This window comes from Streptomyces sp. WAC05292, assembly GCF_003949955.1.
GTDB classification, from domain to species: Bacteria; Actinomycetota; Actinomycetes; order Streptomycetales; family Streptomycetaceae; genus Streptomyces; species Streptomyces globosus.
In genome coordinates, this window is record NZ_RPSE01000049.1 from 1 (window position 1) to 26,815 (window position 26,815).

Genomic DNA, 26,815 nt, shown 5'->3' on the forward strand with positions numbered 1-26,815 from the left:
CCTCTTCCCCTTCCCCTTCCCCGTCCTCCTCCTCCGACGACAAGGACCAGCAGTCATGACCGTGTACTTCATCGGGGCGGGCCCCGGTGCCGCCGACCTGATCACGGTGCGCGGGGCCCGGACGCTGGCCGCGGCCCCGGTCTGCCTCTACGCCGGCAGCCTCGTCCCGCGCGAGCTGCTCGCCGAGTGCCCGGCCGGCGCCCGCCTGGTGGACACCTCGCGCCTGAACCTGGACGAGATCATCGCCGAGTGCGTGCGGGCCCACGAGGCCGGCCAGGACGTGGCGCGGCTCCACTCCGGCGACCCGTCGGTGTTCAGCGCGGTGGCCGAGCAGATGCGGCGGCTCGACGCGGCGGGGATCCCGTACGAGGTCGTGCCCGGCGTGCCGGCGTTCGCGGCGGCGGCGGCCGCGCTGAAGCGGGAGCTGACGGTTCCGACGGTCGGCCAGACGGTGATCCTGACCCGGATCGCCCAGCAGGCCACGCCGATGCCGCCGGGCGAGGACCTGGCCACGCTGGGCCGCAGCGGGGCGCTGCTGGTGCTGCACCTGGCGACCCGTTACGTCGACCGGGTCGTGGAGGAGCTGCTGCCGCACTACGGGGCCGAGTGCCCGGCCGCGGTGGTGGCGATGGCCAGCCGCCCCGACGAGCTGGTCCTGCGCGGCACGCTGGCCGACATCGCCGGGCAGGTCAAGGAGGCGGGCCTGGTCCGCACCTCCGTCATCATCGTGGGCCGCACGCTGGGCGCGGAGCAGTTCCGCGACAGCCACCTGTACTCGCCCGAGCGCGACCGGCATGTCTGCTGAGGGCGCAGCCGCGCCGCACGTCCTGATTCTGGGCGGCACCACCGAGGCCCGGCGCCTGGCCGAGCTCCTCGCGCAGGGCCCGCCGGCCTTCGCGGCCCGCCCGTGGCGGGTGACGACGTCCCTGGCCGGCCGCGTGGCCGCGCCGGTGCTGCCGCCGGGCGGGGTGCGGATCGGCGGGTTCGGCGGGCCGGAGGGGCTCGCCGCGTGGATCGCCGCGCACGGCGTCACCCGCCTCGTCGACGCCACCCACCCGTTCGCGGAGCGGATGAGCTTCAACGCGGCGGGCGCGGCCCGGATGGCGGGTGTCCCGCTGCTGGCGCTGCGCCGCCCCGGCTGGTCGCCCGGACCGGGGGACGACTGGACGTTCGCCGCCGACCTCGCGGAGGCGGCGTCCCTCCTGCCGGGTCTCGGCAGCAGGGTGTTCCTGACCACCGGCCGGACCGGTCTGCATGCCTTCGCGCACCTCGCGGACCCGTGGTTCCTGGTGCGCTCCGTGGACCCGCCGGCACCGCCCGCGCCGCCGCGCCTCGAAGTCCTGCTGGCGCGCGGGCCGTTCGGCCTGGAGGCCGAGCGCGCGCTCCTGGCCCGGCACCGCATAGACCTGCTCGTCACCAAGGACAGCGGCGGCTCGGCGACCGCCCCGAAGCTGGCCGCCGCCCGCGAGGCGGGCGTCCCGGTGCTGGTGGTGCGCCGCCCGCCGGTGCCGGCCGGGGTGCCGGAGGCCGGTACGGCGGCTGCCGCCGCACAGTGGCTGCACGGCCCGGCAGGCCGGCCCTGAGCCGCCGCGGCAGCGCCCGGCGCCGTCGTGGCGCGGGCCCTGCCGCGGCTGCCGCCGCCCGTCAGGGATAGCGGCGGGGCGTCCAGGCGACGGAGGTCCCGTCGGGCCGCTCCGTGACCTGCGTCTGCGAGGAGCCGATCAGCAGAATGGTCCGCATGTCGACCTCGGACGGCTCCAGCGTCTCCAGCGTCAGGACGCGGACGGACTGCTCCGGGCCGCCCACGTCGCGGGCGACGACCACCGGTGTCTTCGGGGAGCGCAGCTCCAGCAGCAGGTCGCGGGCCTTGGCGACCTGCCAGGTCCGGCTGCGCGAGCCCGGGTTGTACAGGGCGAGCACGAGGTCCGCGGCGGCGGCCGCGCGCAGCCGTTCCGCGATCACCTCCCACGGCTTGAGCCGGTCGGACAGGGAGACGGTGGCGTAGTCGTGGCCGAGCGGGGCGCCGGCCGCGGCGGCGGCCGCGTTGGCGGCGGTGACGCCGGGCAGGACCCGTACGGGCACGTCCTTGTACGCGTCCTGCGCGGCGGCCTCCAGGACGGCGGTGGCCATGGCGAAGACGCCCGGGTCGCCGCCGGAGACCACGGCGACGCGCTTGCCGCGGCGGGCGAGGTCGAGCGCGAACTCGGCGCGCTCCGCCTCGACCTTGTTGTCGGAGCCGTGCCGGATCTGGCCCGGGCGGGCGGGGACCCGGTCGAGGTAGGTGGTGTAGCCGACGAGGACCTCGGCGTCGGACAGCGCCCGCCGCGTCTCGGGGGTCAGCCACAGCGGTCCGGCGGGCCCGGTGCCGACGACGGCGACCTCGCCCGGGCCGGAGGGGACGCTGCCGGGGTTGCCGACGCGGCTGGGGACGACCGCGACGGAGAAGTACGGGACGGTCTCCGGGTCTGTGTCGGCGAGCAGCCCGGTCCGCTCGCCCTCCATGGTGGCCCGCTCCACGTAGCGGGCCTCGCCGAGGCGTCCGCTCGTCTCCAGGGCGCGGCGCACGGCGGGGAAGGTGCGGCCCAGCTTCATGACGACCGCGGAGTCCGTGGCGGCGAGCCGAGCGGCGAGCTCCTCCTCGGGGAGGGTGCCGGGGAGGATCGTCAGGACCTCCTCGCCCTCGACGAGCGGGGTGCCGAGGCGGGCGGCGGCGGCGCTGACCGAGGTCACGCCGGGGATCACCTCGGCCTCGTACCGGTCGGCGAGCCGCTTGTGCATGTGCATGTAGGAGCCGTAGAAGAGCGGGTCTCCCTCGGCGAGGACGGCGACGGTGCGGCCGGCGTCCAGGTGGGCGGCCAGGCGGGCGGCCGAGGCCTCGTAGAACTCCTCCATCGCGCCCTGGTAGCCGCCCGGGTGGTCGGTGGTCTCGGTGGTGACCGGGTAGACCAGCGGCTCCTCGATGTGGTCGGCGCGCAGGTGGCGGGCCGCGATGGAGCGGGCGATGGAGCGGCCGTGGCGGGCGCTGTGGTAGGCGACGACGTCGGCCTCGCCGATGGCCTCGACGGCGCGCAGCGTCATCAGGGACGGGTCGCCGGGGCCGAGGCCGACACCGTAGAGGCGGCCCTTGGCCGGGGGTGCGGCGCTCTCGGCGGCCGCGGCCGCGGTGGTCTGGGCGGCTGCGGGGGTTGCTGCGGTCGTGCTCATTCTTCCTCGCTCGCGATCGCGTTGAGGGCGGCGGCCGCGAGGGCGCTGCCGCCGCGCCGGCCGCGGACGACGAGGTGGTCGAGGTTCGAGGGGTGCGCGGCGAGGGCGTCCTTGGACTCGGCGGCACCGATGAAGCCGACGGGCACGCCGATGACGGCGGCCGGGCGCGGGGCGCCCTCCTCGATCATCTCCAGCAGCCGGAACAGGGCGGTCGGGGCGTTGCCGACGGCGATGACGGAGCCCTCCAGCAGGCCGCGGTCGCGCCACACCTCCAGGGCGGCGGCGCTGCGGGTGGTGCCCATGCGGGCGGCGAGTTCGGGGACGGCCGGGTCGGAGAGGGTGCAGACGACCTGGTTGTCGGCGGGGAGCCGCTTGCGGGTGACGCCGCTGGCGACCATCTGCACGTCGCAGAGGATGGGCGCGCCCGCGTGCAGGGCGGCCCGGGCACGGAGCACGACGTCCGGGGTGTAGCCGAGGTCGGCGGGCAGGTCGGTCATTCCGCAGGCGTGGATCATGCGCACCGCGACCTGCGCGACGGAGGCGGGCAGTCCGGAGAGGTCCGCCTCGGCGCGGATCGTGGCAAAGGACTGGCGGTAGATCTCCGCCCCGTCCTTCTCGTACTCGAACACTGTGTACTCGCTCATTTCTTCGCTGCGTCGTGGGAGGTGGGGCGGCACGCGTCGGTGCGGCGTACGTCGGTGCGGCGTGCGTCCGCGAGGACCGCGGCCAGGTCGGAAGTCTTCACGGTGCGGTGCGCGGGGCCGGCGGTTCCGGCTGCGGCGAGGGTGACGGCGTACCCGTCGCCGGTGGCGACGAGGTCGACCCAAGCGGTGCCGCGGGGGTGGCCGCAGCGGCGCTCGCAGCCCGACCAGTGCACGGGGAGCGGGCCGGTCGCCCGCGCGGCGACGGCGCGCGCGTCGGCCCGCACATCGGCGAGCGCCTTGGCGCAACCGGGGCGCCCGGTACAGGCCGTGACGGACCGCCAGGGGCTCTCCGGGGCCGTGGCGAGGCCGGCGCGGGCAAGGCCTGCGAGGGCGGAATCCGCGGCGCCGGCGGCCAGCCCGGGGACGACGACGCCCCGCCAGGGCGTGAGCCGCATGCCGCCCGACAGCCCGGCCAGCAGCCGCCACTGGGCGGTGTCGAGACGGCCGAGGGGGGCGAGGACGGACAGCGCGGCCGTTCCGCCGGGGCCTCCGCGCACGACGCCGGGCAGGGGCTCGGGCCCGCCGGAACCCTGCGGGGCGGCGAGCGGAACCACCTCGGCCGGGATCCCGGCGGCGGCGAGCCGTGCCGCCAAGTCGGCCGCTCGGGGGCGGTGTTCGGGCGGCAGCTCGGCGACCCGCCAGGCGCGGGTGCCGGCGGCGCGGGCCGCGTCGAGGAAGCACAGCGCGGCGGCCACCGCGGCGCGCGGTACGTCATCCGCGGCCACGAGCACGGCCCGCGGGCCACCGGAGTCCGCGCTCGCCGGGCCGTTGCCGGCCGCGCTCGCGCCGTCCCCGGCGGCGCCTGCCCCCGAACCCGCGCCGGCGGCCGCGCCGATCGCACCCGCGAGGTCGAGCGGACCCGCACCGCCCGCGGTCGCGGCGACCGCCGACCCCGCACCGCCCGCACCCGCCGTACCCGGGATGCCCGGGGCCCCGTCGCCGGTGCAGAGCCACAGCAGCGCCCGTCCGCCGCCCTGCGCCAGGACGTTGACGTCGGCGGACAGCGACAGCACGTCGCCCCGCCCGTCGTCGACGGCGAACAGGAACCGCCCCGACAGCGCGGCCGCGGCCGGCTCCGCGCACAGCTCCCGGTCCAGGCGGGCGACCCACGGTGCGACGTCCGCCCGCCCCCGCCCGTCCAGGCCGGTCAGCGGGGAGGCGACGACGTTGCGGACCCGCTCGTGCCCGGGCGCCGGCAGCAGCCCGGCCCGGTCCAGGACGGCGGCGAGCTCGCCGCCGCAGGACGCTGCGAGGCCGCGGAGTTGGGCGTTGCCGCGCGAGGTGAGGTCGATGTGCCCGTCGCCGAGCCGGTCCGCCGCGTCGGCGAGCAGCCGGGCCGCGTCCGCGCCGAGGATGCCGCCGGGTATCCGGATCCGGGCCAGGAACCCGTCGTCGGCGGCGTGGAGCCGCAGTGCACCAGGGCAGGCGTCACCGCGGTCACGTATGACCGGTTCGTCCCGCGATACGGCGGAAGGGGGCTGGGGCATGGCGGCGAGCATACCCACCGATGCGCTCCCCCCATGCTCCCGTGAGCTGTGGCCGACGCCACCCTCCCCGACTCCCGGGCGGGGTCGGCGCCACCTAAGATGACCTTCGGCGTGCCACACGGCCCGCTCATCGCCGAGGACGGCGACATGGGAGGAAGCCCGGTGTGATTCCGGCGCGGTCCCGCCACTGTGAGCCCGGCAGAGCAGCCGCTCGGCGCCGGGTGAGCCAGGAACTCCCGCCGTCCTCACTGCCCGGGGCGCGGAAACCCCGAGGAAGGCCTGCCGCCGCATGATCCTGCTGCTGTCGACGTCCGACACCGATCTGCTCAGCGCCCGCGCCGCCGGGGGCCCCGTCCCCTACCGGTTCGCGAACCCCTCCCGCCTTCCCCTGGACGACCTGCCCGGCCTCCTCGACGGCGCCGACCTGGTCGTCGTACGCCTCCTCGGCGGGCTGCGCGCCTGGGAGGACGGCCTGGAGGTGCTCCTGGACCGCGAGCAGACCCGCCCGGTGGTCGTCCTGACCGGCGAACAGGCCCCCGACGCGCAGCTGATGGAGGCCTCGACCGTCCCGATCGGCATCGCGGCCGAGGCGCACGCGTACCTCGCGCACGGCGGACCGGCCAACCTGGAGCAGCTGGCCCGCTTCCTGTCCGACACGGTGCTGCTGACCGGCCACGGCTTCGAGCCGCCGGCCGCCGCGCCGACGTGGGGCCCGCTGGAGCGCCCGGACGCCGCGGACGCGGCGGACGGCCCGCGGATCGCCGTGCTGTACTACCGCGCCCACCAGATGAGCGGCAACACCGCCTTCGTGCACGCCCTGTGCGACGGGATCACCGCGGCGGGCGGCTCGCCCATGCCGCTGTACGTGTCCTCCCTGCGCACGCCCGAGCCCGAGCTGCTGGCCGCGCTGGAGGGCGCCGACGCGGTCGTCACGACCGTCCTCGCCGCGGGCGGCACCCGCCCGGCGACCGCCTCCGCCGGCGGGGACGACGAGTCCTGGGACGCCGGCGCGCTCGCCCGCCTCGGCGTGCCCGTCCTGCAGGCGCTGTGCCTGACCGGGTCGCGCAGCGCCTGGGAGGAGAACGACGAGGGCCTGTCCCCGCTGGACGCCGCGACGCAGGTCGCCGTCCCCGAGTTCGACGGCCGCCTGATCACCGTGCCGTTCTCCTTCAAGGAGTTCGACGCGGACGGGCTGCCCGCCTACGTCGCCGACCCCGAACGGGCCGCGCGCGTCGCCGGGATCGCCGTGCGGCACGCCCGGCTGCGGCACATCGCCCGCGCCGACAAGAGGATCGCGCTGGTGCTGTCGGCGTACCCGACGAAGCACTCCCGGATCGGCAACGCCGTGGGCCTCGACACCCCGGCGAGCGCCGTCGAGCTGCTGCGCGCCCTCATCGACGGCGGCTACGACTTCGGGCCGGCCGAGGACATCCCGGGCCTTGTCTCCGGCGACGGCGACGAGCTGATCCGGGCCCTGATCGAGGCCGGCGGCCACGACCAGGACTGGCTGACGGAGGAGCAGCTCGCCCGCAACCCGGTCCGCATCCCCGCCGCCGACTACAAGCGCTGGTACGCCGAGCTGCCGGCCGAGCTGCGCGAGCGGGTCGAGGAGCACTGGGGCGAGGCACCCGGCAGCATGTTCGTCGACCGCTCGGCCAACCCCGAGGGCGACATCGTCCTGGCGGCGCTGCGCCGCGGGAACCTGCTGATCCTGATCCAGCCGCCGCGCGGCTTCGGCGAGAACCCGATCGCGATCTACCACGACCCGGACCTGCCGCCGTCGCACCACTACCTGGCGGCGTACCGGTGGATCCAGGCCGCCGCCGAGGACGGCGGCTTCGGCGCCGACGCGATGATCCACCTCGGCAAGCACGGCAACCTGGAGTGGCTGCCCGGCAAGAACGCGGGCCTGTCCGCGGCCTGCGCACCCGACGCGGCGCTCGGCGACCTGCCGCTCGTCTACCCGTTCCTCGTCAACGACCCGGGCGAGGGCACCCAGGCCAAGCGGCGCGTGCACGCCACCCTCGTCGACCACCTGGTGCCGCCGATGGCGCGCGCCGAGTCGTACGGCGACATCGCACGCCTGGAGCAGCACCTCGACGAGTACGCGCAGATCTCCGCGATGGACCCGGCGAAGCTGCCGGCGATCCGCGCGCAGATCTGGACCCTGATCCAGGCCGCGAAGCTCGACCACGACCTGGGCCTGGAGGAGCGCCCGGACGACGACGGCTTCGACGACTTCCTCCTGCACGTCGACGGCTGGCTGTGCGAGGTGAAGGACGCGCAGATCCGCGACGGCCTGCACGTCCTCGGCGGCGCCCCCGCCGGGGAGGCCCGCGTCAACCTGGTCCTGGCGATCCTGCGCGCCCGCCAGATCTGGGGCGGCACCACCGCCCTGCCCGGGCTGCGCGAGGCCCTCGGTCTGGACGAGTCCAAGGCGACCCGCACCTCCGCCGACGCGGCGGAGGAGGCGGCGCGCGGGCTGGTGCAGGCGATGGAGGACGCCGGCTGGGACCCGGCCGCCGTGTCGCGGGTCGCCGCCGGGCACCCGCAGCAGGTCGCGGCGGTGCTGGACTTCGCGGCCCGCGAGGTCGTCCCCCGCCTGGCCGGCACCACCGACGAGATCGCGCACGTGGTGGCCGCGCTCGACGGCCGGTTCGTCCCGGCCGGCCCGTCCGGCTCGCCGCTGCGCGGCCTGGTCAACGTGCTGCCGACCGGCCGCAACTTCTACTCCGTCGACCCGAAGGCCGTCCCCTCCCGACTGGCCTGGGAGACCGGCCAGGCGCTGGCCGAGTCGCTGCTGGAGCGCTACCGCACCGACAACGGCGAGTGGCCGGCGTCGGTGGGCCTGTCCCTGTGGGGCACGAGCGCCATGCGCACCGCCGGCGACGACGTCGCCGAGGCGCTGGCCCTCCTCGGCGTGCGCCCGGTGTGGGACGAGGCCTCGCGCCGGGTGACGTCGCTGGAGGCGATCCCGCCCGCCGAGCTGGGCCGGCCCCGCATCGACGTCACGCTGCGCATCTCCGGCTTCTTCCGGGACGCCTTCCCGCACGTCATCGGCCTCCTCGACGACGCGGTACGGCTCGTGGCCGCGCTCGACGAGCCGGCGGAGCAGAACTTCGTACGGGCCCACGCGCAGGCCGACCTGGCCGAGCACGGCGACGAGCGGCGCGCCACGACCCGCATCTTCGGCTCCCGGCCGGGCACCTACGGGGCGGGCATCCTCCAGCTGATCGACTCCCGGGACTGGCGCACCGACGCCGACCTGGCGGAGGTGTACACGGTGTGGGGCGGCTACGCGTACGGCCGCGGCCTGGAGGGCCGCCCGGCGCGCGCCGAGATGGAGTCCGCGTACAAGCGGATCACGGTGGCCGCGAAGAACACCGACACGCGCGAGCACGACATCGCCGACTCGGACGACTACTTCCAGTACCACGGCGGCATGGTGGCGACGGTCCGCGCGCTGCGCGGCACGGCGCCGGAGGCGTACATCGGCGACTCGACCCGCCCGGAGACGGTCAAGACCCGCACCCTGGTGGAGGAGACGAGCCGCGTCTTCCGTGCCCGCGTGGTCAATCCGCGGTGGATCGAGGCGATGCGCCGCCACGGCTACAAGGGCGCCTTCGAGCTGGCGGCGACGGTGGACTACCTGTTCGGGTACGACGCCACGACGGGCGTGGTCGCGGACTGGATGTACGACAAGCTGACCGAGACGTACGTCCTGGACCCGGAGAACCGCGCGTTCCTGGAGGAGGCCAACCCCTGGGCGCTGCACGGCATCGCCGAGCGGCTTCTGGAGGCGGAGTCCCGCGGCATGTGGGAGAAGCCGGACCCGCAGGTCCTGGAGGCGCTCCGACAGGTGTACCTGGACACGGAGGGCAACCTGGAGTCCGACGGCGACTGACGCCGGCCCGCACGCCTCCGCACCGCCTCTAGCGTCCGCAGGGCGGCGGCGTGCGGTGGACGGTGCCGCTTCACCTGATGCGGTGAAGCGGCACTTGGGGCGGCCGGGGCGCGGGTAGGGCACTGCCGATCCCGTGCGGGGGGACGGTGTCCGGGGACGGGTACGGCCCTCCGCAGCCCCGGACCGAAAGGCATCCTCCGTCGTGACCCAGCCGTTCCGCCTGCCGGATTTCCATGTGCCGTATCCGGCGAGACTCAACCCGCACCTGGAGGCCGCCCGGGAGCACACCCGGCGCTGGGCCCGCAGCTTCGGGATGCTGGAGGGCTCCGGCGTCTGGACGCAGGAGGACCTCGACGCGCACGACTACGCGCTGCTGTGCGCCTACACCCACCCCGACTGCGGTGCCGATGCGCTGGAGCTGGTCACCGACTGGTACGTGTGGGTGTTCTTCTTCGACGACCATTTCCTGGAGCTGTACAAGCGCACCGGGGACCGCGAGGGCGCGCGGACGTACCTCGACGGCCTGGCGGCGTTCATGCCGATGGACCTCGCGGACGGTTTCCCCGCGCCGGCCAATCCCGTCGAGGCGGGCCTGAAGGACCTGTGGCAGCGCACGGTCCCGGCGATGTCCGCGGACTGGAGGGAACGGTTCTCCGAGTCGACCCGGAACCTGCTGAACGAGTCGATGTGGGAGCTGCACAACATCGGCATGGGGCGGGTCGCGAACCCGCTGGAGTACATCGAGATGCGCCGCAAGGTCGGCGGGGCGCCCTGGTCGGCGGGGCTCGTCGAGTACGTGGCGGCGGAGGTCCCGGCGCGGGTGGCGCACGCGCGGCCGCTCCAGGTGCTGCGGGACGCCTTCTCGGATGCGGTGCACATCCGCAACGACATCTTCTCGTACCGGCGCGAGGTGGAGGAGGAGGGCGAACTCTCCAACGCGGTCCTGGTGTTGGAGACGTTCCTGGGCTGCACCACCCAGGAGGCCGCCGACCTGGCGAACGACCTGCTGACGTCCCGGCTGGAGCAGTTCGACTACACGGCCCTCGTGGAGGTGCCCGCGCTCGCCGCCCGGCACGGGCTCGGCCCGGACGAGGCCGCGGCCGTCCTGGCGTACGCGAAGGGATTGCAGGACTGGCAGTCCGGCGGCCACGAGTGGCACATGGCCTCCAGCCGGTACATGAACGAGGAGGCGCGGCGCTCCGCCCCGCGCACCCTGCCGTTCCTGCCCGGCGGCCTCGGGACGGCGGCCCTGGACTGGCGCTCGGTCCTCACGCCCCGCGCGCTGGAGCTGCGCCGGCGCCGGTTCTCGCACGTGCCGTTCCGGAAGGTGGGCCGGCGGATCCTGCCGGACATCGACCTTCCCTTCGCACTGTCCCTCAACCCGCACCTGGACCGGGCGCGCCGCGAACTGGCCGCGTGGTGCCGGCGCATGGGGATGCTCGACCCGCAGCCCGGCGACCCCGGCTCGGACGTCTGGACCGACGACACCCTGGACGGGATGGACCTGGCGCTGTGCGCGGCGGGCATCGACCCGGACGCCTCGCCGGAGGCGCTGTCGCTGGGCGCGCAGTGGCTGGCCTGGGGCACGTACGGGGACGACTACTACCCGCGGGTGTTCGGCGCGGCGCGGGACACCGGCGGCGCGCGGGCCGCGGCCGACCGGCTCGCCGCGATGATGCCGCAGGAGCCGGGAGGGGGCCCGGCGCCGGTCACCGCGCTGGAGCGCGGCCTCGCGGACCTGTGGGCGCGGACCGCGGCCGGCCTGGACGAGGGGGCGCGCGCGGAGTTCCGCCGCCATGTGGTGGTGATGCTGGACTCCTGGGTGTGGGAGATCGCCAACACGTCCGTGAACCGGGTGCCCGATCCGGTGGACTACGCGGAGATGCGCCGCTTCACCTTCGGCTCGGACCTGACGATGTTCCTGGCCCGGCTCGGCCACGGCGACGGCGCCTTCCCGGAGGAGCTGCGCCGCGAGGGAGCGGTCCGCTCGCTGGAGAGCGCCGCCGCCGACGTCGGATGCCTGGTGAACGACCTGTTCTCGTACCGCAAGGAGATCGAGTTCGAGGGCGAGGTGCACAACCATGTCCTCGTCGCGCAGCACTTCTTCGGGATCGACTACCCGCAGGCGGCCGCGATCGTCGCCGACTTGCTGGCGCAGCGCACCCGGGAGTTCGAGCACGTCCGCGACCACCAGCTGCCGGTGCTGTGCGACGACCGGGGGCTGGGGGCCGCGGAGCGGGCGGCGCTCGCCGCGTACGTGCGGGAGCTGGAGGACTGGATGGCGGCGATCCTGCACTGGCACCGCAGTGTGCGCCGCTACCGGGACGAGGAGCTGCGGCCGGGGCCCGCCGGGCTGCGGGCGCTGCTGGCGGACCCCGGGTTCGGGATGGCGGCGGCTCGGATCTCCCTGCCGTCCTGAGCCGCGGTTACCGGGTCCCGGTCCAGTTGGCCGGGACCCGGCCGAGGCGGACGCGCTGCGGGTGGTCGCCGACGGGGACGGAGGCCCGCTTCTCGCCGGTGGCGAAGTCGATGGCGGTGACGCGGTCGGAGCCGCTCTCGGAGATGACGCAGGCTGTGCCGTCGCCGCTGACGGTCGCCCAGTAGGGCTTGTCGGCGGGGACGAGCGGCCCCTCGGCGAGGGTGGCGCGGTCCACGACGGTGGCGTAGTCGTCCATGGTGCCGGCGATGCACAGCTTCGCGCCGTCGGGGCTCATCGCCATGCCGTGGTGGCGGGAGTCGTTGACCCAGGCCGTGCGGTCGGCGGGGGTCTTGGGGTTCGCCGGGAGGGTCTTGACGCGGGTGATGCGGTCGGCGGCGACGTCGTACTCGGCGAAGCCGTTGAAGAAGGACACCTGGAAGTACAGCATCGACTCGTCCGGGGTGAAGGCGTTCGGCCGGATGGAGTCGGACAGGTCGGAGCGGCCGGCGGCGTCGAGGCGTTCGCGCATGTCGACGGTGCGGACGGTGCGGAAGGTCTGCGCGTCCACGACGGTGAACTTCCGGTCGCCCTTGGTCCAGTCGAGCCAGGGCGCGTCCAGGGCGGTGTTGACCTCGCCGATGGAGGCGTTCCAGATCAGCCGGCCGTCGCGGGAGAAGGTGTTCTCGTGCGGCTTGTCGCCGGTGGCGAACGAGCCGACCTGGCGGCCGGTCGCGATGTCGAGGACGTGGACGGTGTTCGAGGTGGACGCGGACACCGCGACCCGGGTGCCGTCGGGCGAGACGGCCATGTGGTCGGAGCGGTATCCGGAGACGGGGAAGCGCCAGTTGACGCGGCCGGTGCGCAGGTCGAGGGAGACGACGTCGGCGAAGCTCGGGCGGGAGACGACCACGGCGGAGCCGTCGGGGGTGGTGTACATGTCGTCGACGAGCTGGTCGTGGCCCTCGCCGGCGCTGTGCCGGATTCCGAGGAAGAAGGCGAGCTTCACCGGGTTGAGGTGGATCTCCCGGAGGCGCTCCTCCTTGTCGGGGACGACGTTGATGCGGCCGATGTGCTCCATGCCGCCGGTGGAGGCGAGGACGTCGGCGGTGCCCTCCCAGTTGTTGCCGACGAAGAGCACCTCGCGCAGCCCGGCCGCGTCGGGGCCGGCGGGTGCGGCGGGTGCGGGTGCGGCGGCCGCCGCGAGGGCCGCGGCGGCGAGCACGCCGCCGGCGAGGAGCGTGCGGACAGGCGTACGGGCGGTGCGGGCGGTCCGGGGCATCGCTCAACTCCCAGGCGGAAAGGCGCTGTTACCGGCCGGTAAAAATAGGGGGGAGCCCAGCAGGGCGCAAGCCTCACGACGCGCCCTCTTTTTCCGTACGGGCCCGCCCGTCAGGCCACGGAGCCGATGCGCCGGGCCGCGGTGGTCGAGGTGTCCGGGTGGATGGGGATGTGCGCGCCGGTCAGCGCGGCCCCGGAGCCGCCCCGCCGGTTGGCGACGATCTCGGCGGCGATGGACAGGGCGGTCTCCTCCGGGGAGCGGGCGCCGAGGTCCAGGCCGATCGGGGAGCGCAGGCGGGCCAGTTCGAGCTCGGTGACGCCGACGTCGCGCAGCCGCCGGTTGCGGTCCTCGTGGGTCTTGCGGGAGCCCATGGCGCCGACGTAGGCGACGGGCAGGCGCAGGGCGAGGCGCAGCAGGGGCACGTCGAACTTGGCGTCGTGGGTGAGGACGCACAGCACCGTCCGGCCGTCGGTCTCCGTGCCCTCCAGGTAGCGGTGGGGCCAGTCGACGACGATCTCGTCGGCCTCGGGGAAGCGCTGCTTCGTCGCGAAGACGGGCCGCGCGTCGCACAGCGTCACGTGGTAGCCGAGGAACTTGCCGATCCGCACGAGGGCGGACGCGAAGTCGATGGCCCCGAAGACGATCATCCGCGGGGGCGGGACGCTGGACTCGACGAGCACCTTGAGCGGCTCGCCGCACAGCCGGCCGTCCGCGCCGACCTCCAGGACGCCGGTCTTCCCTGCGTCGAGCAGGGCGCGGGCCTCCTCGGCGACCATGCGGTCCAGTTCGGGGTGGCCGCCGAAGCCGCCCAGGAAGCGGTCCTCGCCGTCCTCGCCGTCCTCGCCGCGGACGAGCACGGCGCCGCCCCTCAGTTCCTGCGGCCCCTCGGCGATGCGGGCGACGGCGGCGGCCTCGCCGCGGGCGGCGGCGGCCAGCGCGGCCTCGTAGACGTGGCGCCCGGGGGCGCCGGCGCGGACCGGGGTGACGAGGACGTCGATGATCCCGCCGCAGGTCAGGCCCACGGCGAACGCGTCGTCGTCGCTGTATCCGAAGCGCTCCAGGACGGTCTCGCCGTCCTGGAGCGCCTGCACGCACAGGTCGTACACCGCGCCCTCCACGCATCCGCCGGAGACCGAGCCGACGGCTGTCCCCGCCGAGTCGACGGCGAGGGCCGCCCCGGGCTGCCGGGGCGCACTGCCGGTGACCGCCACGACGGTGGCCACGGCGAAGTCGCGCCCTTGCCCGACCCACCGGTTCAGCTCTTCGGCGATGTCCAGCATGGGGGCCTCCTGGAGGGGGTTCGGTTCCAGTATCGGATGCGTGGAGGGTCGGGGCCGGGGCCCCGCGTCAGTGGACGCCGAGCCAGCCCTCGATCGGGTCGAGCGCGAAGAACACCACGAAGATCGCGGTGAGCGCCCACATGAACGCGCCGATCTCGCGGGCCTTGCCCTGCGCGACCTTGATGGCGACGTGGGAGATGACACCGGCGGCGACGCCGGCCGTGATCGTGTACGTGAACGGCATGATCACGACGGTGAGGAAGACCGGCACGGCGGTGGCGGCGTCCGCCCAGTCCACGTGCCGGGCGTTCTGCATCATCATGGCGCCGATCACGACGAGCGCGGCCGAGGCGACCTCGCCGGGGACGATCTGCGTGATCGGGGTGAAGAAGATGCACAGGGCGAAGAACAGGCCGGTGACGACCGACGCCAGGCCCGTGCGGGCGCCCTCGCCGACGCCGGTGGCGGACTCGACGAACACGGTCTGGCCGCTGCCGCCGGCGACGCCGCCGATGGCGCCGCCGGCGCCGTCGATGAAGAGGGCCTTCGACAGGCCCGGCATGCGGCCCTTGTCGTCGGCCAGCTTGGCCTCGGTGCCGACGCCGATGATGGTGGCCATCGCGTCGAAGAAGCCGGCCAGCACCAGCGTGAAGACGATCATGCCGACGGTCATCGCGCCGACCTCGCCCCAGCCGCCGAACTCGACCTGCCCGAAGAGCGAGAAGTCCGGCAGGGAGACCGCCGAGCCGTTCAGCTCCGGCGGGCCGCTGGCCCAGGCCTTCGGGTCGATGTCGGCGACCGCGTTCAGGACGACCGCGAGGACGGTGCCGACGCCGATGCCGATGAGGATCGCGCCGGGGACCTTGCGGGCCTGCAGCATGAAGATGAGCAGGAGGGTGACGGAGAAGAGCAGCACCGGCCAGCCGGCCAGCTCGCCCGCCGGGCCGAGGGTGACGGGGCCGCCGCCGGGGGCGGGGTTCTCGTGCACGAACCCGGCCTTCACCAGGCCGATGAGTGCGACGAAGAGTCCGATGCCCATGGTGATCGCGTGCTTGAGGGCCAGCGGGATCGCATTCATGATCATCTCGCGGAGGCCGGTGACGACCAGGAGGCAGATCACGACGCCGTACATGACGCACATGCCCATGGCCTGCGGCCAGGTCATCTGCGGGGCCACCTGCGAGGCGAGCACGCCGGAGACGGAGAGGCCGGCGGCCAGCGCGAGGGGCACCTTGCCGACGAAGCCCATGAGGAGGGTGGTCACGGCCGCGGCGAACGCGGTCGCCGTGATCAGCGCCTTCTGGCTCATGGTGTCCCCGGCGGCGTCCTTGCCGGAGAGGATCAGGGGATTGAGCAGGAGGATGTACGCCATCGCCATGAACGTCGTGACGCCGCCACGAATCTCATTGCCGACGCTCGACCCTCTATGGGTGATGTGGAAGTACCGGTCGAGCCAAGAACGCCCGGCGGGATTGCGAGAGCCGTCGCCGGCCTCTTCCGCGGTGGTCTTGGGCTCCACAGACGATTGGGTCATGGTGCCTAAACTCCCAAGGTTCAAAGGGGCACCCGCACCTGGAATGCCAGGCGTTCTGCGGGATTTGGGAAATGCCGTTCGGCTGCACGACCCGGGGTGACGGCCCGAGGCGACGCGAATTGCACTGCGTGTACTGCGGGTACTGCGGTACTGCGGGGGTTCTGCGGTACTGGTACTGCCTTCGGTGACGGCCCCGGGGTGCCGGTGCCGCCGGTTTTCGCGTGGGGGTGATGCCGGGGACGGGCCGCGAGCGGTGCGGCGGGCGTCCCGGACGTCGTCGGCTCCGGGCGGTGCGGCGGGGCGCGGGGCGCTGCCGGCGCGCCGCCCGGAGAGTTCGCGGTCCGGGGGCCTGTCGGCCCCCGGAGGACGCCGTCCTACAGGGTGCCGGTGAGGGCCTCCGGGCGGATCGGCGTCTTGGTGAGCTCCAGGCCGGTCGCCGCCCGGATCGCCGCGAGGACGGCCGGGGTGGACGACAGGGTGGGGGCCTCGCCGAGCCCGCGCAGGCCGTACGGCGCGTTCGGGTCGGCGAGCTCCAGGTAGTCGACCGGGATGCTCGGGGTGTCGAGGATCGTCGGGATCAGGTAGTCCGTGAAGGAGGGGTTGCGCACCTTCGCGGTCTTCGGGTCGACGATGATCTCCTCCATCACCGCGACGCCGAGGCCCTGCGTCGTGCCGCCCTGGATCTGGCCGACCACCGACAGCGGGTTGAGGGCCTTGCCGACGTCCTGGGCGCAGGCCAGCTCGACGACCTTGACGAGGCCGAGCTCGGTGTCCACCTCGACCACCGCGCGGTGCGCGGCGAAGGTGTACTGGACGTGGCCGTCGCCCTGGCCGGTGACGAGGTCGAACGCGGCCGTCGGGCGGTGGCGGAACTCCAGCTCCAGGTCGATGGGCTCCTCGCCCTCCAGCAGCTCCGCGATGTCCGCGAGGACCTCGCCGCCGTCGGTGACGACCTTGCCGCCCTCCAGCAGCAGCTCGGCGGTGGCCCACGCGGGGTGGTAGCTGCCGTTCTTCCGGCGGCCGATCTCCAGGACCTTCTCGCGGACGGCCTCGCAGGTGTTCTTCACCGCGCCGCCGGTCATGTACGTCTGCCGGGAGGCGGACGTGGAGCCGGCGGAGCCGACCCGGGTGTCGGCGGGGTGGATCGTCACGTGGGTGACGCCGAGCTCCGTGCGGGCGATCTGGGCGTGGACGGTGACGCCGCCCTGGCCGACCTCCGCCATGGCGGTGTGGACCATGGCGACGGCCTCGCCGCCGATGACCTCCAGGCGCACGCGGGCGGTGGAATAGTCGTCGAAGCCCTCGGAGAAGCCGACGTTCTTGATGCCGACCGCGTAGCCGACGCCCCGGACGACGCCCTCGCCGTGGGTGGTGTTCGACAGGCCGCCGGGCAGCGCGCGGACGTCCGCGCCCTCGCCCGCGGTCTCCCACTGGCGCTCCGGCGGCAGCGGGCGGGCCTTGACCCGGCGCAGCAGCTCGGCGACCGGGGCCGGGGAGTCCACGACCTGCCCGGTCGGCATGACCGTGCCCTGCTCCATGGCGTTGAGCTGCCGGAACTCGACCGGGTCCATGCCCAGCTTCGCCGCCAGCCTGTCCATCTGGGCCTCGTACGCGAAGCAGGCCTGGACGGCGCCGAAGCCGCGCATGGCGCCGCAGGGCGGGTTGTTGGTGTAGAGGGCGATGGCCTCGATGTCGACGTCGTCGACGACGTACGGGCCGACGGACAGCGAGGAGGCGTTGCCGACGACGGCCGGGGAGGCCGACGCGTAGGCGCCGCCGTCCAGGACGATCCGGCACTTCATGTGCGTGAGCTTGCCGTCCCTGGTGGCGCCGTGCTCGTAGTACAGCTTGGCCGGGTGGCGGTGCACGTGGCCGAAGAAGGACTCGAACCGGTTGTAGACCATCTTGACCGGCTTGTTCGTGGCGAGGGCCAGCAGGCAGGCGTGGATCTGCATGGAGATGTCCTCGCGGCCGCCGAAGGCGCCGCCGACGCCGGACAGCGTCATGCGGACCTTCTCCTCGGGCAGGCCGAGGACGGGGGCGATCTGCCGGAGGTCGGAGTGCAGCCACTGGGTGGCGACGTACAGGTCGACGCCGCCGTCCTCGCCGGGTACGGCGAGGCCGGACTCGGGGCCGAGGAAGGCCTGGTCCTGCATGCCGAAGGTGTACTCGCCCTCGACGATGACGTCGGCGCGCTTGCGGGCCTCCTCCACGTTGCCGCGGACGATGGGCTGGCGGTGCACGATGTTCGGGTGCGGGACGTGCCCGGCGTGGTGGTCGTCGCGGCCCTCGTGGATCAGCGGCGCGCCGGGGGCGAGGGCGGAGGCCTCGTCGGTGACGAGCGGCAGCTCCCGGTAGTCCACCTTGATCTTGGCGGCGGCCCGGCGGGCCGTCTCGGGGTGGTCGGCGGCGACGAGGGCCACCGGCTCTCCGTGGTGGCGTACCCGGCCGTTGGCGAGCACCGGGGTGTCCTGGATCTCCAGGCCGTAGTTCTTCACCTCGGTCGGCAGGTCCGCGTAGGTGAGGACCGAGTGGACGCCCGGGACGGCCAGTGCCTCGGAGATGTCGATGCCCGCGATCTCGGCGTGCGCGACGGGGCTGCGCAGGGTCTGGCCCCACAGCATGTCCTCGTGCCACATGTCGGAGGAGTACGCGAACTCGCCGGTGACCTTGAGGGTGCCGTCGGGGCGGAGCGTGGACTCGCCGATGCCGCCCTGGGCGTGCTTCTGGGAGACGTTCGTCGGCGTGCCGGACGGAGTGGTGCGGGTGTGGGCCATGGTCAGACCGCCTCTCCCTGGCGGGCGGCCGCGAGGCGGACCGCGTCGAGGATCTTCTCGTAGCCCGTGCAGCGGCAGAGGTTGCCGGACAGGGCCTCGCGGATGTCCTGGTCGGTCGGGTCCGGGTTCTGCTCCAGCAGGGCGTCGGCCTGGACGAGCAGGCCCGGGGTGCAGAAGCCGCACTGGACGGCGCCGGCGTCGATGAACGCCTGCTGGATGCCGGACAGCTCCACGCCCTCGCCGGTCTGCGAGTCGGTGCCCTTCGCGGACCAGCGCTGCGCCTCGTCCGTGGACACGTCGGCCGCGCCGCCGCCGCAGGCCCCGCTGCCGCAGGCGCCGCCGTGGCCGTGCTCCTCGCGCTTGCGGGCGAAGTCGGCCAGTCCTTCGACGGTCACGACGTCGCGGCCCTCGACCTGGCCGGCGGCGACGAGACAGGAGCAGACGGGCACGCCGTCGAGGCGTACGGTGCAGGATCCGCACTCGCCCTGCTCGCAGGCGTTCTTCGAGCCTGGCAGGCCCAGGCGCTCGCGCAGGACGTAGAGGAGGGACTCGCCCTCCCAGACGTCGTCGGCCTGCTGCGGACGACCGTTGACAGTGAAATTGACGCGCATGGTTACGCAGCCCCTTCAAACGGGCGGCCGTTCGTGCCGCGGTACTGCTCCCACGTCCAGACGAGCTGGCGGCGAGCCATGATGCCGACCGCGTGCCGGCGGTACTTCGCCGTGCCGCGGACGTCGTCGATCGGGTTGCAGGCGCCGGAGGCGAGCTCACCGAACTGCTTGGCGATCGACGGGGTGATGACCTTGCCGTTGTCCCAGAAGCCGCCCTCCTCCAGGGCGGCGTTCAGGAACTCCTCGGCGGCCTTCGCCCGGATGGGCGTGGGCGCGGCCGAGCCGATGCCCGTCCGCACGGTGCGGGTCTCGGGGTGCAGCGCGAGGCCGAAGGCGCACACGGCGATGACCATCGCGTTGCGGGTGCCGACCTTGGAGTACTGCTGCGGACCGGTGGCGTTCTTGACGTGGATCGCCTTGATGAGCTCGTCGGCGGCGAGCGCGTTGCGCTTGACGCCGGTGTAGAACTCGTCGATCGGGATCATGCGGCTGCCGCGGACGGACTCCACCTCGACCTCCGCGCCGGCGGCGAGGAGGGCGGGGTGGGAGTCGCCCGCGGGAGAGGCGCAGCCCAGGTTGCCGCCGACGCCGCCGCGGTTGCGGATCTGCGGGGAGGCGACCGTGTGCGAGGCGAGCGCGAGGCCGGGGAGCGTCTCGCGCAGGTTCTCCATGATGTGCGTGTACGGGACGGAGGCGCCGACCCTGGTGACCTCCTCGCCTACCTCCCACTCCCGCAGCAGTGCGATGCGGTTCAGGTCGAGGAGGTACTCCGGACGGCGGTGGTCGAAGTTGATCTCGACCATGATGTCGGTGCCACCCGCAATCGGCACGGCTGTGGGGTACTCGGCCTTGGCGGCGAGTGCCTCCTCCCAGCCGGCGGGGCGAAGGAAGTCCATGTGCGGCTCTCTTCTTGTAATCGGGTCGTTCGCTTGGGGCCAGGAGGCCGAAGGGCCCTCGACTGGTCGTTCACGTGCTGTCAACGCGGTGTGGAGTCAGTACACAAGCCGCGCGTCCTCGTGGTGCAGTCACCGAAACCATGAAGGAGTTGGCTGGCGGCCTCCCTCGTCTTGTAGATTCGTATGAAAGGCAGGATGCACTGACCTGCCCGATTTCCTACGGCAACATTCGAGACAGATCGGCGGCGACACCATGCGGCTGCGCGCACTGCTGGAAACCGAGGCGCTGGGGCTGCGGCTGCTGGGCGGCGAGGACGAACTCGACCGGACGGTCCGCGGCGTCATGACGACGGACCTGAGGGATCCCAGCCGGTACCTCACCGGCGGCGAACTCGTCCTGACGGGCCTGGCGTGGCGAAGAAATTCAGCCGACTCCGAGCCGTTCGTACGAATCCTCGCGAGCGCGGGCGTCGCCGGCCTCGCCGCCGGCGAGGCGGAGCTGGGCGACATCCCGGACGACCTCGTCGCCGCCTGCCGGCACCACCGGCTCCCGCTGTTCGCGGTGAACGAGGACGTTGCATTCGCCACCATCACGGAGTACGTGGTGCGGCAGGTCTCCGGCGAGCGCGCCGGCGACCTCGCGGCCGTCGTCGACCGCCACCGCCGGCTGATGACCTCCGGTCCCGCGGGCGGCGGCCCGGACGTGGTGCTGGATCTGCTCACCACCGACCTCGATCTGCGCGCGTGGGTGCTGTCCCCCACGGGCCGGCAGATCGCCGGAGCGGGAGAACCCCTGCCGCCGGGCGTCTGTGCGGCCCTGGCCGGCGAGCACCTCGCGGCGGTCCGCACCGGGCGCAGGGGCCCGCACCGGATCTCCCTCCAGGGTATTGCCTACTCGCTCTTCCCGATCAGGGGAGCGGGCCGCGCCCCGGGCGGCCCGGGCGGGCGCGACGTGCGCGAGAGCGTGCTGTCGGACTGGCTGCTGGCCGTCGAGGCCGACGCGGGCGACTGGCCGGCGGAGCGGCTCGACCTGCTCCAGGGCGTCACCCAGCTGATCGCCGTCGAGCGGGACCGGCGCGACGCCGCCCGCACGGTGCGCCGCCGCCTGGCCCAGGAGGTGCTGGAGCTCGTCCAGACGGGCGCTCCGCCCGCCGAGATCGCCGCGCGCCTGCGCGTCGCCGCCCCGGTGCTGCTGCCGGGGCTCGGCGCGGCCCCGCACTGGCAGGTCGTCGTGGCCCGGGTGGACTGGGAGGGCGGCGACATCCCCGGCGGGCCGGTGGCGCAGTCGCTGCTGGAGGAGATCCTCGTCGACCCGTCCGTGTCCGGCCCGGAGCCCTCGGACCGGATCGCGGTCGCCCACACGGGCGACGAGGCCATCGCCCTGGTGCCGCTGCCCGCACAGACCGGGGAGGGCGGCGAGGACAAGGCCCCGGAGGCCGCCCTGCACGCCGACGAGCTGCTCGCGACCGTACGGGAGCCGCTGCGCGCGGGCCTCGCCGACGACGGCCGCCTCACCCTCGGCGTCAGCGCCGCCGTGCACTCCGCCGAGGGGCTGCGCGGTGCGCTGGAGGAGGCCCGGCACGCCCGGCGGGTCGCCGCGGCGCGTCCCGGCCGGGTCTGCGCGGCCGGGCACCACGAGCTCGCCTCGCACGTGCTGCTGCTGCCGTTCGTCCCGGACGACGTGCGCCGCGCGTTCACGGCGCGCCTGCTGGATCCGCTGCGGGACTACGACCGCCGCCACCGTGCGGAGCTCATCCCGACGCTGGAGGCGTTCCTCGACTGCGACGGCTCGTGGACGCGCTGCGCGTCGCGGCTGCACCTGCACGTCAACACCCTGCGCTACCGGGTCGGGCGAATCGAGCAGTTGACGTCCCGCGACCTGTCCCGCCTGGAGGACAAGCTCGACTTCTTCCTGGCACTGCGCATGAGCTGAGGCGTTCCACAGAGCCGGTTGTTCCGTGTGGGATGCACGGTGCTGACGAGGTGTCCGGACTTTGTGAAAGAGTTCACCCGACCCCTTGGCCGAACCCGCCGATCCGTGCTCTCATTTCGCCCCAGGGCTCGAAGACGTGCTGCTTGGTTGCTTTGGGGAGGGCAATGTGGCGGACACCGCCATGTCCGGTGCCGGAACCACCGGGGGGGACGACCCCCTCCAGCGGGCGATATGGCGGCTGCGCTCGCGCGGCTGCTGGACCGACGCGGCGGCCCTGCTGACCGCGCACCAGGAGGACGCCGGAGCCGCCGTGCAGCGGACGGCGCTGCTGGTGGAGCGGTGCCTGTTCACCGGCCGGGGCTGGGCGGAGGCGGAGGACGCGCTGCGCGTCGCGGAAGCGGTGGCCGGGGACGACGACGAGCGCGGCGCGGCGGCCTGCGAGCGCGGCCACCTGGCGTACGCGGCCACGGTCCTCGGGGTGCGCGACCGCTCCGACGAGGCCCGCTCGGCACTGGGCCGTGCGGCCGCCCTGCTGTCCCCGGGCTCCCGCACCCGTCCGCTGCTGGACTTCCGCCGGGGCCTGGTGGCCGAGCACCTGGCGGACGCCCCCCAGTCGGCCCGCCCCGCCTACCGGCGCGCCCACGCGGGGGCTGCGGCCAACGGGGACACGCTGCTGCTGTCGTTCACCTGGCGGCACCTGGCCGCGCTGGCCCTGCGCGACGGGGAGGTCGCGGAGGCCCGCAAGGGCTTCGCGGAGTCGCTCCGCATCCGCGAGGAGCTGGGCTTCCTCGTCGGCACGGCGCCGGCCCTGGCGGCGCTCGCGGAGGCGGAGCCGGAACCGGAGGCCAGCCGGCTGCGCGCCGAGGCGCACCGCCTGTTCCACCTCCTGGGCGGCATCCCGACCTGGCTCGCGGACCAGCTCCACCCGAGGCCGTCCCTTCCGGATCCGGCCTGACCCGAGCGGTCGGACACCGCGCCCCGCCCGCGTGCCGGGCCGCCCGCGCGGCCGGGCACGCGGGCAGCCCTCCCGCCGTGCGGCGCACGGCACCGGCGCCCGGCCCGGACCAGCGGGACCCGAGGGGGACGGCCTGCCCGGCGGTCCGGGGCGACGCGGCCGCTCAGGCGGCGGACCCGGCGAAGTGCTCCCGCACCAGCGTCTCCACGGCCGCCAGCTCACCGGCGACCAGCGCCTCCAGCAGGGCCGCGTGCTCGGCGGCGTCGGCGACGAGATCGGCGCGCCGCACCCGCGGAGCCCCTGGCAGCGGCCACTGGGAGCGGCGGTGCAGCTCCTCCGCGACCTGGACGAGCTGCTCGTTGCCGGCGAGGCCGAGGACCTGCCGGTGGAAGTCCCGATCGGCCTCCGCGTAGCGGGCCGGGTCCCCGGCCGCGGCGGCGTCGGCGGTGGCGGCGGCCGCCGGCCGCAGGGCCGCCCAGGTCTCCGGGGCGACGGTCCGCGCCAGCCGCAGCATGACGGGCACTTCCAGCAGCGCCCGCACCTCGGCCAGCTCCGCCAGGGCCCGCGGTGTCCGCGACAGCACCCGGAAGCCCCGGTTCGGCAGGCACTCCACGGCCCCTTCCAGGGCCAGCTGCTGCATCGCCTCGCGGACCGGCGTCGCGGACACGCCGAAACGGTCCGCCAGCGCGGGGCCGGAGTAGATCCCCCCGGGCTCCAGCTCACCGTCGACGAGGGCGTTGCGCAGCGCCTCCAGCACCTGCGCCCGTACGGAATGGCGCAGCACCTTCTGCGTCGGGATCAGCGCCGACACCCCTGCGTGGGCCGCCTCGTGCACTCGGTCCTCCTGTGGGTCTCGGCCTCTCGGGAGAATAGTTGAGATCGGCCCGGAAAAGGGCATACAAACCCACCACCGTCAGTTAAGGTAAGGCTTACCTTTGTTCGCCCGACCGAATCGGTGATCCGCCATGTCCGCGCCCGCCCCCGCCGCCACTTCCCCCCTGGCGGGCGCGTACGCACGGCTGACGGAGGCGTACGACGGCCTCCGGGTCGTCGAGCGCGCCGCGCACGAGCCCGCCCCCCGCGGTGTGGGGTGGATCGGCGCGGACGAGCTCGCGGCGGGCGGCCCCGCGGTGGAGGCCTACCTGGCGTGGGACAAGGCGCAGATCATGCGGGACTACGGCCGCGAGGCCCGGCCCGACGTGGTCGCCACGTTCGGCCTGCACCGCTACGCCTGGCCCGCCTGCCTGCTGATCACCGCCCCGTGGTTCCTGGAACGCCGCGTGCCGCGGCTGCAGCAGGTCGCGTACCACCGGGCAGGCGGCATCATGAGCGTGCACACGGAGTCCTTCGCCTGCCTGCCGGACGATCCGGCGGCGGACCTCCCCGGGGCCCGGGTCGTGCCCGACGGCGAGGCGCTGCGGGCCGAGGTGCGCGCCGCGGTGGCGCAGCACCTCGAACCGCTGCTGGAGGCCTTCGGTCCGCGCATGCGGCGCAGGCGGCGCGCCCTGTGGGGCATGGCGACGGACGACATCGTGGCGAGCCTGTGGTACGTGGGCCGGATGCTGGACGAGGAGGACCGCGCGATCGCCGAGCTGGAGGCGCTCCTGCCCGGCTCGACGGCTCCGTACGCCGCAGGAGCGGGCTTCCGTACGCTCACGGCGCCGGACGGGGCCCGCATGCCGACGCGGGACCGCGCGAGCTGCTGCCTCTTCTACACGATCCGCCCGAAGGACACCTGCGTCACCTGCCCCCGCACGTCCGACGAGGACCGCATCGCCCGCCTCGCGGCCCGCACGGCGGCGTAACGTTCCGCCCCGCCGGCACGGCGATCCGCACCGCCGGCCAGAACAGCGGGCGCCATTCCCACCCGTCCGGCTGACGCCGTTCGAACGCAACACCCGGTGTCCATACGGCAGTTCGAGCCACAACACCCTATCCGGCGGGCCGCGGCCCCCGATGGCGTCCACTTGCCCCGAAACCCGCGTGCGAAGCGGATCTCCTGCGCCACCATGGCCCCGGTAGGCCGCATAAGCGAAGGCAAGGGACATCCGCATGAGACTGACCGACATATCGCTGGACTGGCTGCTGCCCGGCAGCCTGCTGATCCTGGGCGTACTTGCGGCGGTTGCGGTACTGGCCCGGGGCAAGCGCGAGGGCGAGAAGGCTGCGGCGGAGGACTCCTGGGAGCGCAGCGAGGAGCGCCGGCGCCGCAAGGAAGCCGTCTACGGGACCGCTTCCTACGTCCTGCTCTTCTGCTGTGCGGCGGTCGCGGCCGCGCTCTCCTTCCACGGGCTGGTCGGCTTCGGGCGGCAGAACCTGAACCTGTCGGGCGGCTGGGAGTACCTGGTCCCGTTCGGCCTGGACGGCGCGGCGATGTTCTGCTCGGTCCTCGCCGTCCGCGAGGCGAGCCACGGCGATGCCGCGCTGGGGTCTCGCATGCTGGTGTGGCTGTTCGCCGGCGCGGCGGCCTGGTTCAACTGGGTGCACGCGCCCCGCGGGATCGGCCACGACGGCGCCCCGCAGTTCTTCGCCGGCATGTCGCTGTCCGCGGCGGTCCTCTTCGACCGGGCCCTGAAGCAGACCCGCAGGGCGGCCTTGCGCGAGCAGGGCCTGATCCCGCGCCCGCTGCCGCAGATCCGCATGGTCCGCTGGCTGCGGGCCCCCCGGGAGACCTTCGGTGCGTGGTCCCTCATGCTCCTCGAAGGCGTCCGCACGCTCGACGAGGCCGTCGACGAGGTCCGCGAGGACCGGCGGGAGAAGGCGGCGGACCGGCACCGCAGGCGCGATCAGAACCGCCTGCACAAGGCGCGCCTGAAGGCCTTGGGCCGGCAGAACCGCACGTCCCTCTTCGGCCGCTCCCGCGGCCGCCAGGTCGACATGGCGGGGCTCGCCTCCGCCGCGGGCTCCGCGCCGGTCGGCGCGGAGCCGGCCATAGCGGAACACGGACAGCTGCCCGCCCCGCCCCGACGCCCCTCCCTGCAGGCCGTGAGCAGTGAGGTGACAGGCCCCCGGACGGTCGACCTGACCGCCGAGGACGACACCCAGACCATCCCCCGACTCGACTCCCTGGAACGCAAACTGAAGGACCTGGAACAGCAGTTCGGCTGACAGCTCCTGCCCCGAGGGCCCGCCCCACCAGGCGGGCCCTCCCCCATGCCGTCAGGCGACGTCGGCGAGCTCGAACCACACGACCTTGCCCCGGCCCGTTCCGGTCTCCACTCCCCAGGCGGCGGCCAGCGCCTCCACGAGCGCCAGCCCCCTGCCGTGCGTACCGTCGGCGGCGGCCGGTGCGTACGGCCTGGGCCGCCCCGCGGCCCCGTCCGCCACCTCGACCCGCAGCCGCCCCCCGGCGAGCCGCGCCGTCACCTCGGCCCCGCACTCCGTGTGCACGAGGGCGTTGGTGACGAGCTCGGTGGCCAACAGCTCGGCAGTCTCGACGGCCTCGGCCCGACACCGCCGCCGCATCAGCTCCCGGACGTCCTTCCTGACTTCGGCCACACCCTTGAGATCCGCGCGCCGCAGACTCCGCGACACCTCCACAACGGGCAGGCCCGACGCCACACGGTCCTCCGTCTCGGCCGGCTCCCGCGGCACGGGCCGCCCCCTGCGCCACTGCTTCCCGGCCTTAGCGCCCACCTGCACGGCGACCTCCCCCGCGTCCCCTTGCATCTCGAACAGGTCTCGGAATGCATTCCCTCCACTACCCACCGCACTCCTACGGCCTCGGCCGCAGACCCGGCCCGCGACCCCGATTCGCGCCGTCCGGAGCCCCCTTCCCGGCCGTCCCTTCAAGCGGCCCGCCACCCCCGACCCGCACCATTCCGGTCACCGC

19 protein-coding genes and 1 riboswitch are annotated in these 26,815 nt (G+C 74.3%); of the genes, 8 read left to right on the forward strand and 11 right to left on the reverse strand.

What is annotated here, in order from left to right:
• Positions 1-55 precede the first annotated feature (55 nt).
• Both cobM and EF903_RS08880 read left to right on the forward strand, forming a co-directional pair.
• Positions 56-805, forward strand: coding sequence for a precorrin-4 C(11)-methyltransferase (cobM, locus tag EF903_RS08875; protein ID WP_125542604.1), 750 nt, complete (start codon positions 56-58; stop codon positions 803-805).
• A complete protein-coding gene (locus EF903_RS08880) occupies positions 795-1,583 on the forward strand; it encodes a cobalt-precorrin-6A reductase (RefSeq protein ID WP_125542606.1) in 789 nt (262 codons plus the stop codon). The genes cobM and EF903_RS08880 overlap by 11 nt, the downstream gene beginning before the upstream one ends.
• Positions 1,584-1,644: 61 nt before the next feature.
• Here the strand turns inward: EF903_RS08880 and EF903_RS08885 are convergent, their stop codons facing one another.
• From EF903_RS08885 to EF903_RS08895, 3 genes are read right to left on the reverse strand one after another with little or no spacing between them, the layout of a single operon-like run.
• Positions 1,645-3,204, reverse strand: coding sequence for a precorrin-2 C(20)-methyltransferase (locus EF903_RS08885; RefSeq protein ID WP_260615005.1), 1,560 nt, complete (start codon positions 3,202-3,204; stop codon positions 1,645-1,647).
• Positions 3,201-3,848, reverse strand: a complete 648-nt coding sequence (locus tag EF903_RS08890) for a precorrin-8X methylmutase (protein ID WP_125542607.1) — start codon at positions 3,846-3,848, stop codon at positions 3,201-3,203. Before EF903_RS08890 ends, EF903_RS08885 begins: the two co-directional genes overlap by 4 nt.
• A complete protein-coding gene (locus EF903_RS08895; RefSeq protein WP_260615006.1) occupies positions 3,845-5,395 on the reverse strand; it encodes a cobalamin biosynthesis protein CobG in 1,551 nt (516 codons plus the stop codon). The genes EF903_RS08890 and EF903_RS08895 overlap by 4 nt, the downstream gene beginning before the upstream one ends.
• 151 nt (positions 5,396-5,546) lie before the next feature.
• A riboswitch (cobalamin riboswitch) is annotated at positions 5,547-5,631 on the forward strand.
• A gap of 53 nt (positions 5,632-5,684) precedes the next feature.
• Here EF903_RS08895 and cobN point away from each other — a divergent pair.
• Together cobN and EF903_RS08905 are read left to right on the forward strand one after the other, a co-directional pair.
• On the forward strand, positions 5,685-9,299 hold the full coding sequence (cobN, locus tag EF903_RS08900; protein WP_125542609.1) for a cobaltochelatase subunit CobN: 3,615 nt from the start codon (positions 5,685-5,687) through the stop codon (positions 9,297-9,299).
• Between the two features lie 202 nt (positions 9,300-9,501).
• Positions 9,502-11,718, forward strand: a complete 2,217-nt coding sequence (locus EF903_RS08905) for a terpene synthase family protein (protein ID WP_125542610.1) — start codon at positions 9,502-9,504, stop codon at positions 11,716-11,718.
• Positions 11,719-11,725: 7 nt separating this feature from the next.
• On the opposite strand, the gene EF903_RS08910 is transcribed toward EF903_RS08905, so the two are convergent.
• The 6 genes from EF903_RS08910 to EF903_RS08935 form a co-directional block, all read right to left on the reverse strand.
• Positions 11,726-12,997: a YncE family protein gene (locus tag EF903_RS08910; RefSeq protein WP_125542611.1), complete on the reverse strand. Its 1,272-nt coding sequence runs from the start codon at positions 12,995-12,997 to the stop codon at positions 11,726-11,728.
• A gap of 110 nt (positions 12,998-13,107) precedes the next feature.
• Positions 13,108-14,277, reverse strand: a complete 1,170-nt coding sequence (locus EF903_RS08915) for an XdhC family protein (protein WP_125542613.1) — start codon at positions 14,275-14,277, stop codon at positions 13,108-13,110.
• 67 nt (positions 14,278-14,344) lie between these two features.
• Positions 14,345-15,811, reverse strand: coding sequence for an NCS2 family permease (locus EF903_RS08920; protein ID WP_125542615.1), 1,467 nt, complete (start codon positions 15,809-15,811; stop codon positions 14,345-14,347).
• Between the two features lie 374 nt (positions 15,812-16,185).
• A complete protein-coding gene (pucD, locus tag EF903_RS08925; RefSeq protein WP_125542617.1) occupies positions 16,186-18,588 on the reverse strand; it encodes a xanthine dehydrogenase subunit D in 2,403 nt (800 codons plus the stop codon).
• A gap of 2 nt (positions 18,589-18,590) precedes the next feature.
• Positions 18,591-19,199 (reverse strand): (2Fe-2S)-binding protein, encoded by a 609-nt coding sequence (locus EF903_RS08930; protein WP_125542619.1) that lies wholly within the window; start codon positions 19,197-19,199, stop codon positions 18,591-18,593.
• A 2-nt stretch (positions 19,200-19,201) separates the two neighbouring features.
• On the reverse strand, positions 19,202-20,095 hold the full coding sequence (locus EF903_RS08935; protein WP_125542621.1) for a xanthine dehydrogenase family protein subunit M: 894 nt from the start codon (positions 20,093-20,095) through the stop codon (positions 19,202-19,204).
• 253 nt (positions 20,096-20,348) lie between these two features.
• Between EF903_RS08935 and EF903_RS08940 the strand changes: the two genes are divergently transcribed.
• Together EF903_RS08940 and EF903_RS08945 are read left to right on the forward strand one after the other, a co-directional pair.
• On the forward strand, positions 20,349-22,028 hold the full coding sequence (locus tag EF903_RS08940) for a PucR family transcriptional regulator ligand-binding domain-containing protein (RefSeq protein WP_125542623.1): 1,680 nt from the start codon (positions 20,349-20,351) through the stop codon (positions 22,026-22,028).
• Positions 22,029-22,194: 166 nt separating this feature from the next.
• The gene (locus tag EF903_RS08945; RefSeq protein ID WP_125542625.1) at positions 22,195-22,983 is read left to right on the forward strand and encodes a hypothetical protein; all 789 of its coding nucleotides are present in this window, start codon (positions 22,195-22,197) and stop codon (positions 22,981-22,983) included.
• Positions 22,984-23,146: 163 nt separating this feature from the next.
• Here the strand turns inward: EF903_RS08945 and EF903_RS08950 are convergent, their stop codons facing one another.
• Positions 23,147-23,818 (reverse strand): GntR family transcriptional regulator, encoded by a 672-nt coding sequence (locus tag EF903_RS08950; protein WP_399420439.1) that lies wholly within the window; start codon positions 23,816-23,818, stop codon positions 23,147-23,149.
• A 130-nt stretch (positions 23,819-23,948) separates the two neighbouring features.
• Here EF903_RS08950 and EF903_RS08955 point away from each other — a divergent pair, with 130 nt between their 5' ends.
• Both EF903_RS08955 and EF903_RS08960 read left to right on the forward strand, forming a co-directional pair.
• Positions 23,949-24,788 (forward strand): (2Fe-2S)-binding protein, encoded by an 840-nt coding sequence (locus tag EF903_RS08955; protein WP_125542629.1) that lies wholly within the window; start codon positions 23,949-23,951, stop codon positions 24,786-24,788.
• Positions 24,789-25,035: 247 nt separating this feature from the next.
• Entirely contained in the window at positions 25,036-26,091 is a 1,056-nt protein-coding gene (locus EF903_RS08960; protein ID WP_125542631.1) for a DUF2637 domain-containing protein, read from the forward strand.
• Positions 26,092-26,142: 51 nt separating this feature from the next.
• On the opposite strand, the gene EF903_RS08965 is transcribed toward EF903_RS08960, so the two are convergent.
• Complete coding sequence (locus tag EF903_RS08965; protein WP_260615007.1) at positions 26,143-26,625, reverse strand: ATP-binding protein; 483 nt, start codon at positions 26,623-26,625, stop codon at positions 26,143-26,145.
• Positions 26,626-26,815: the final 190 nt, after the last annotated feature.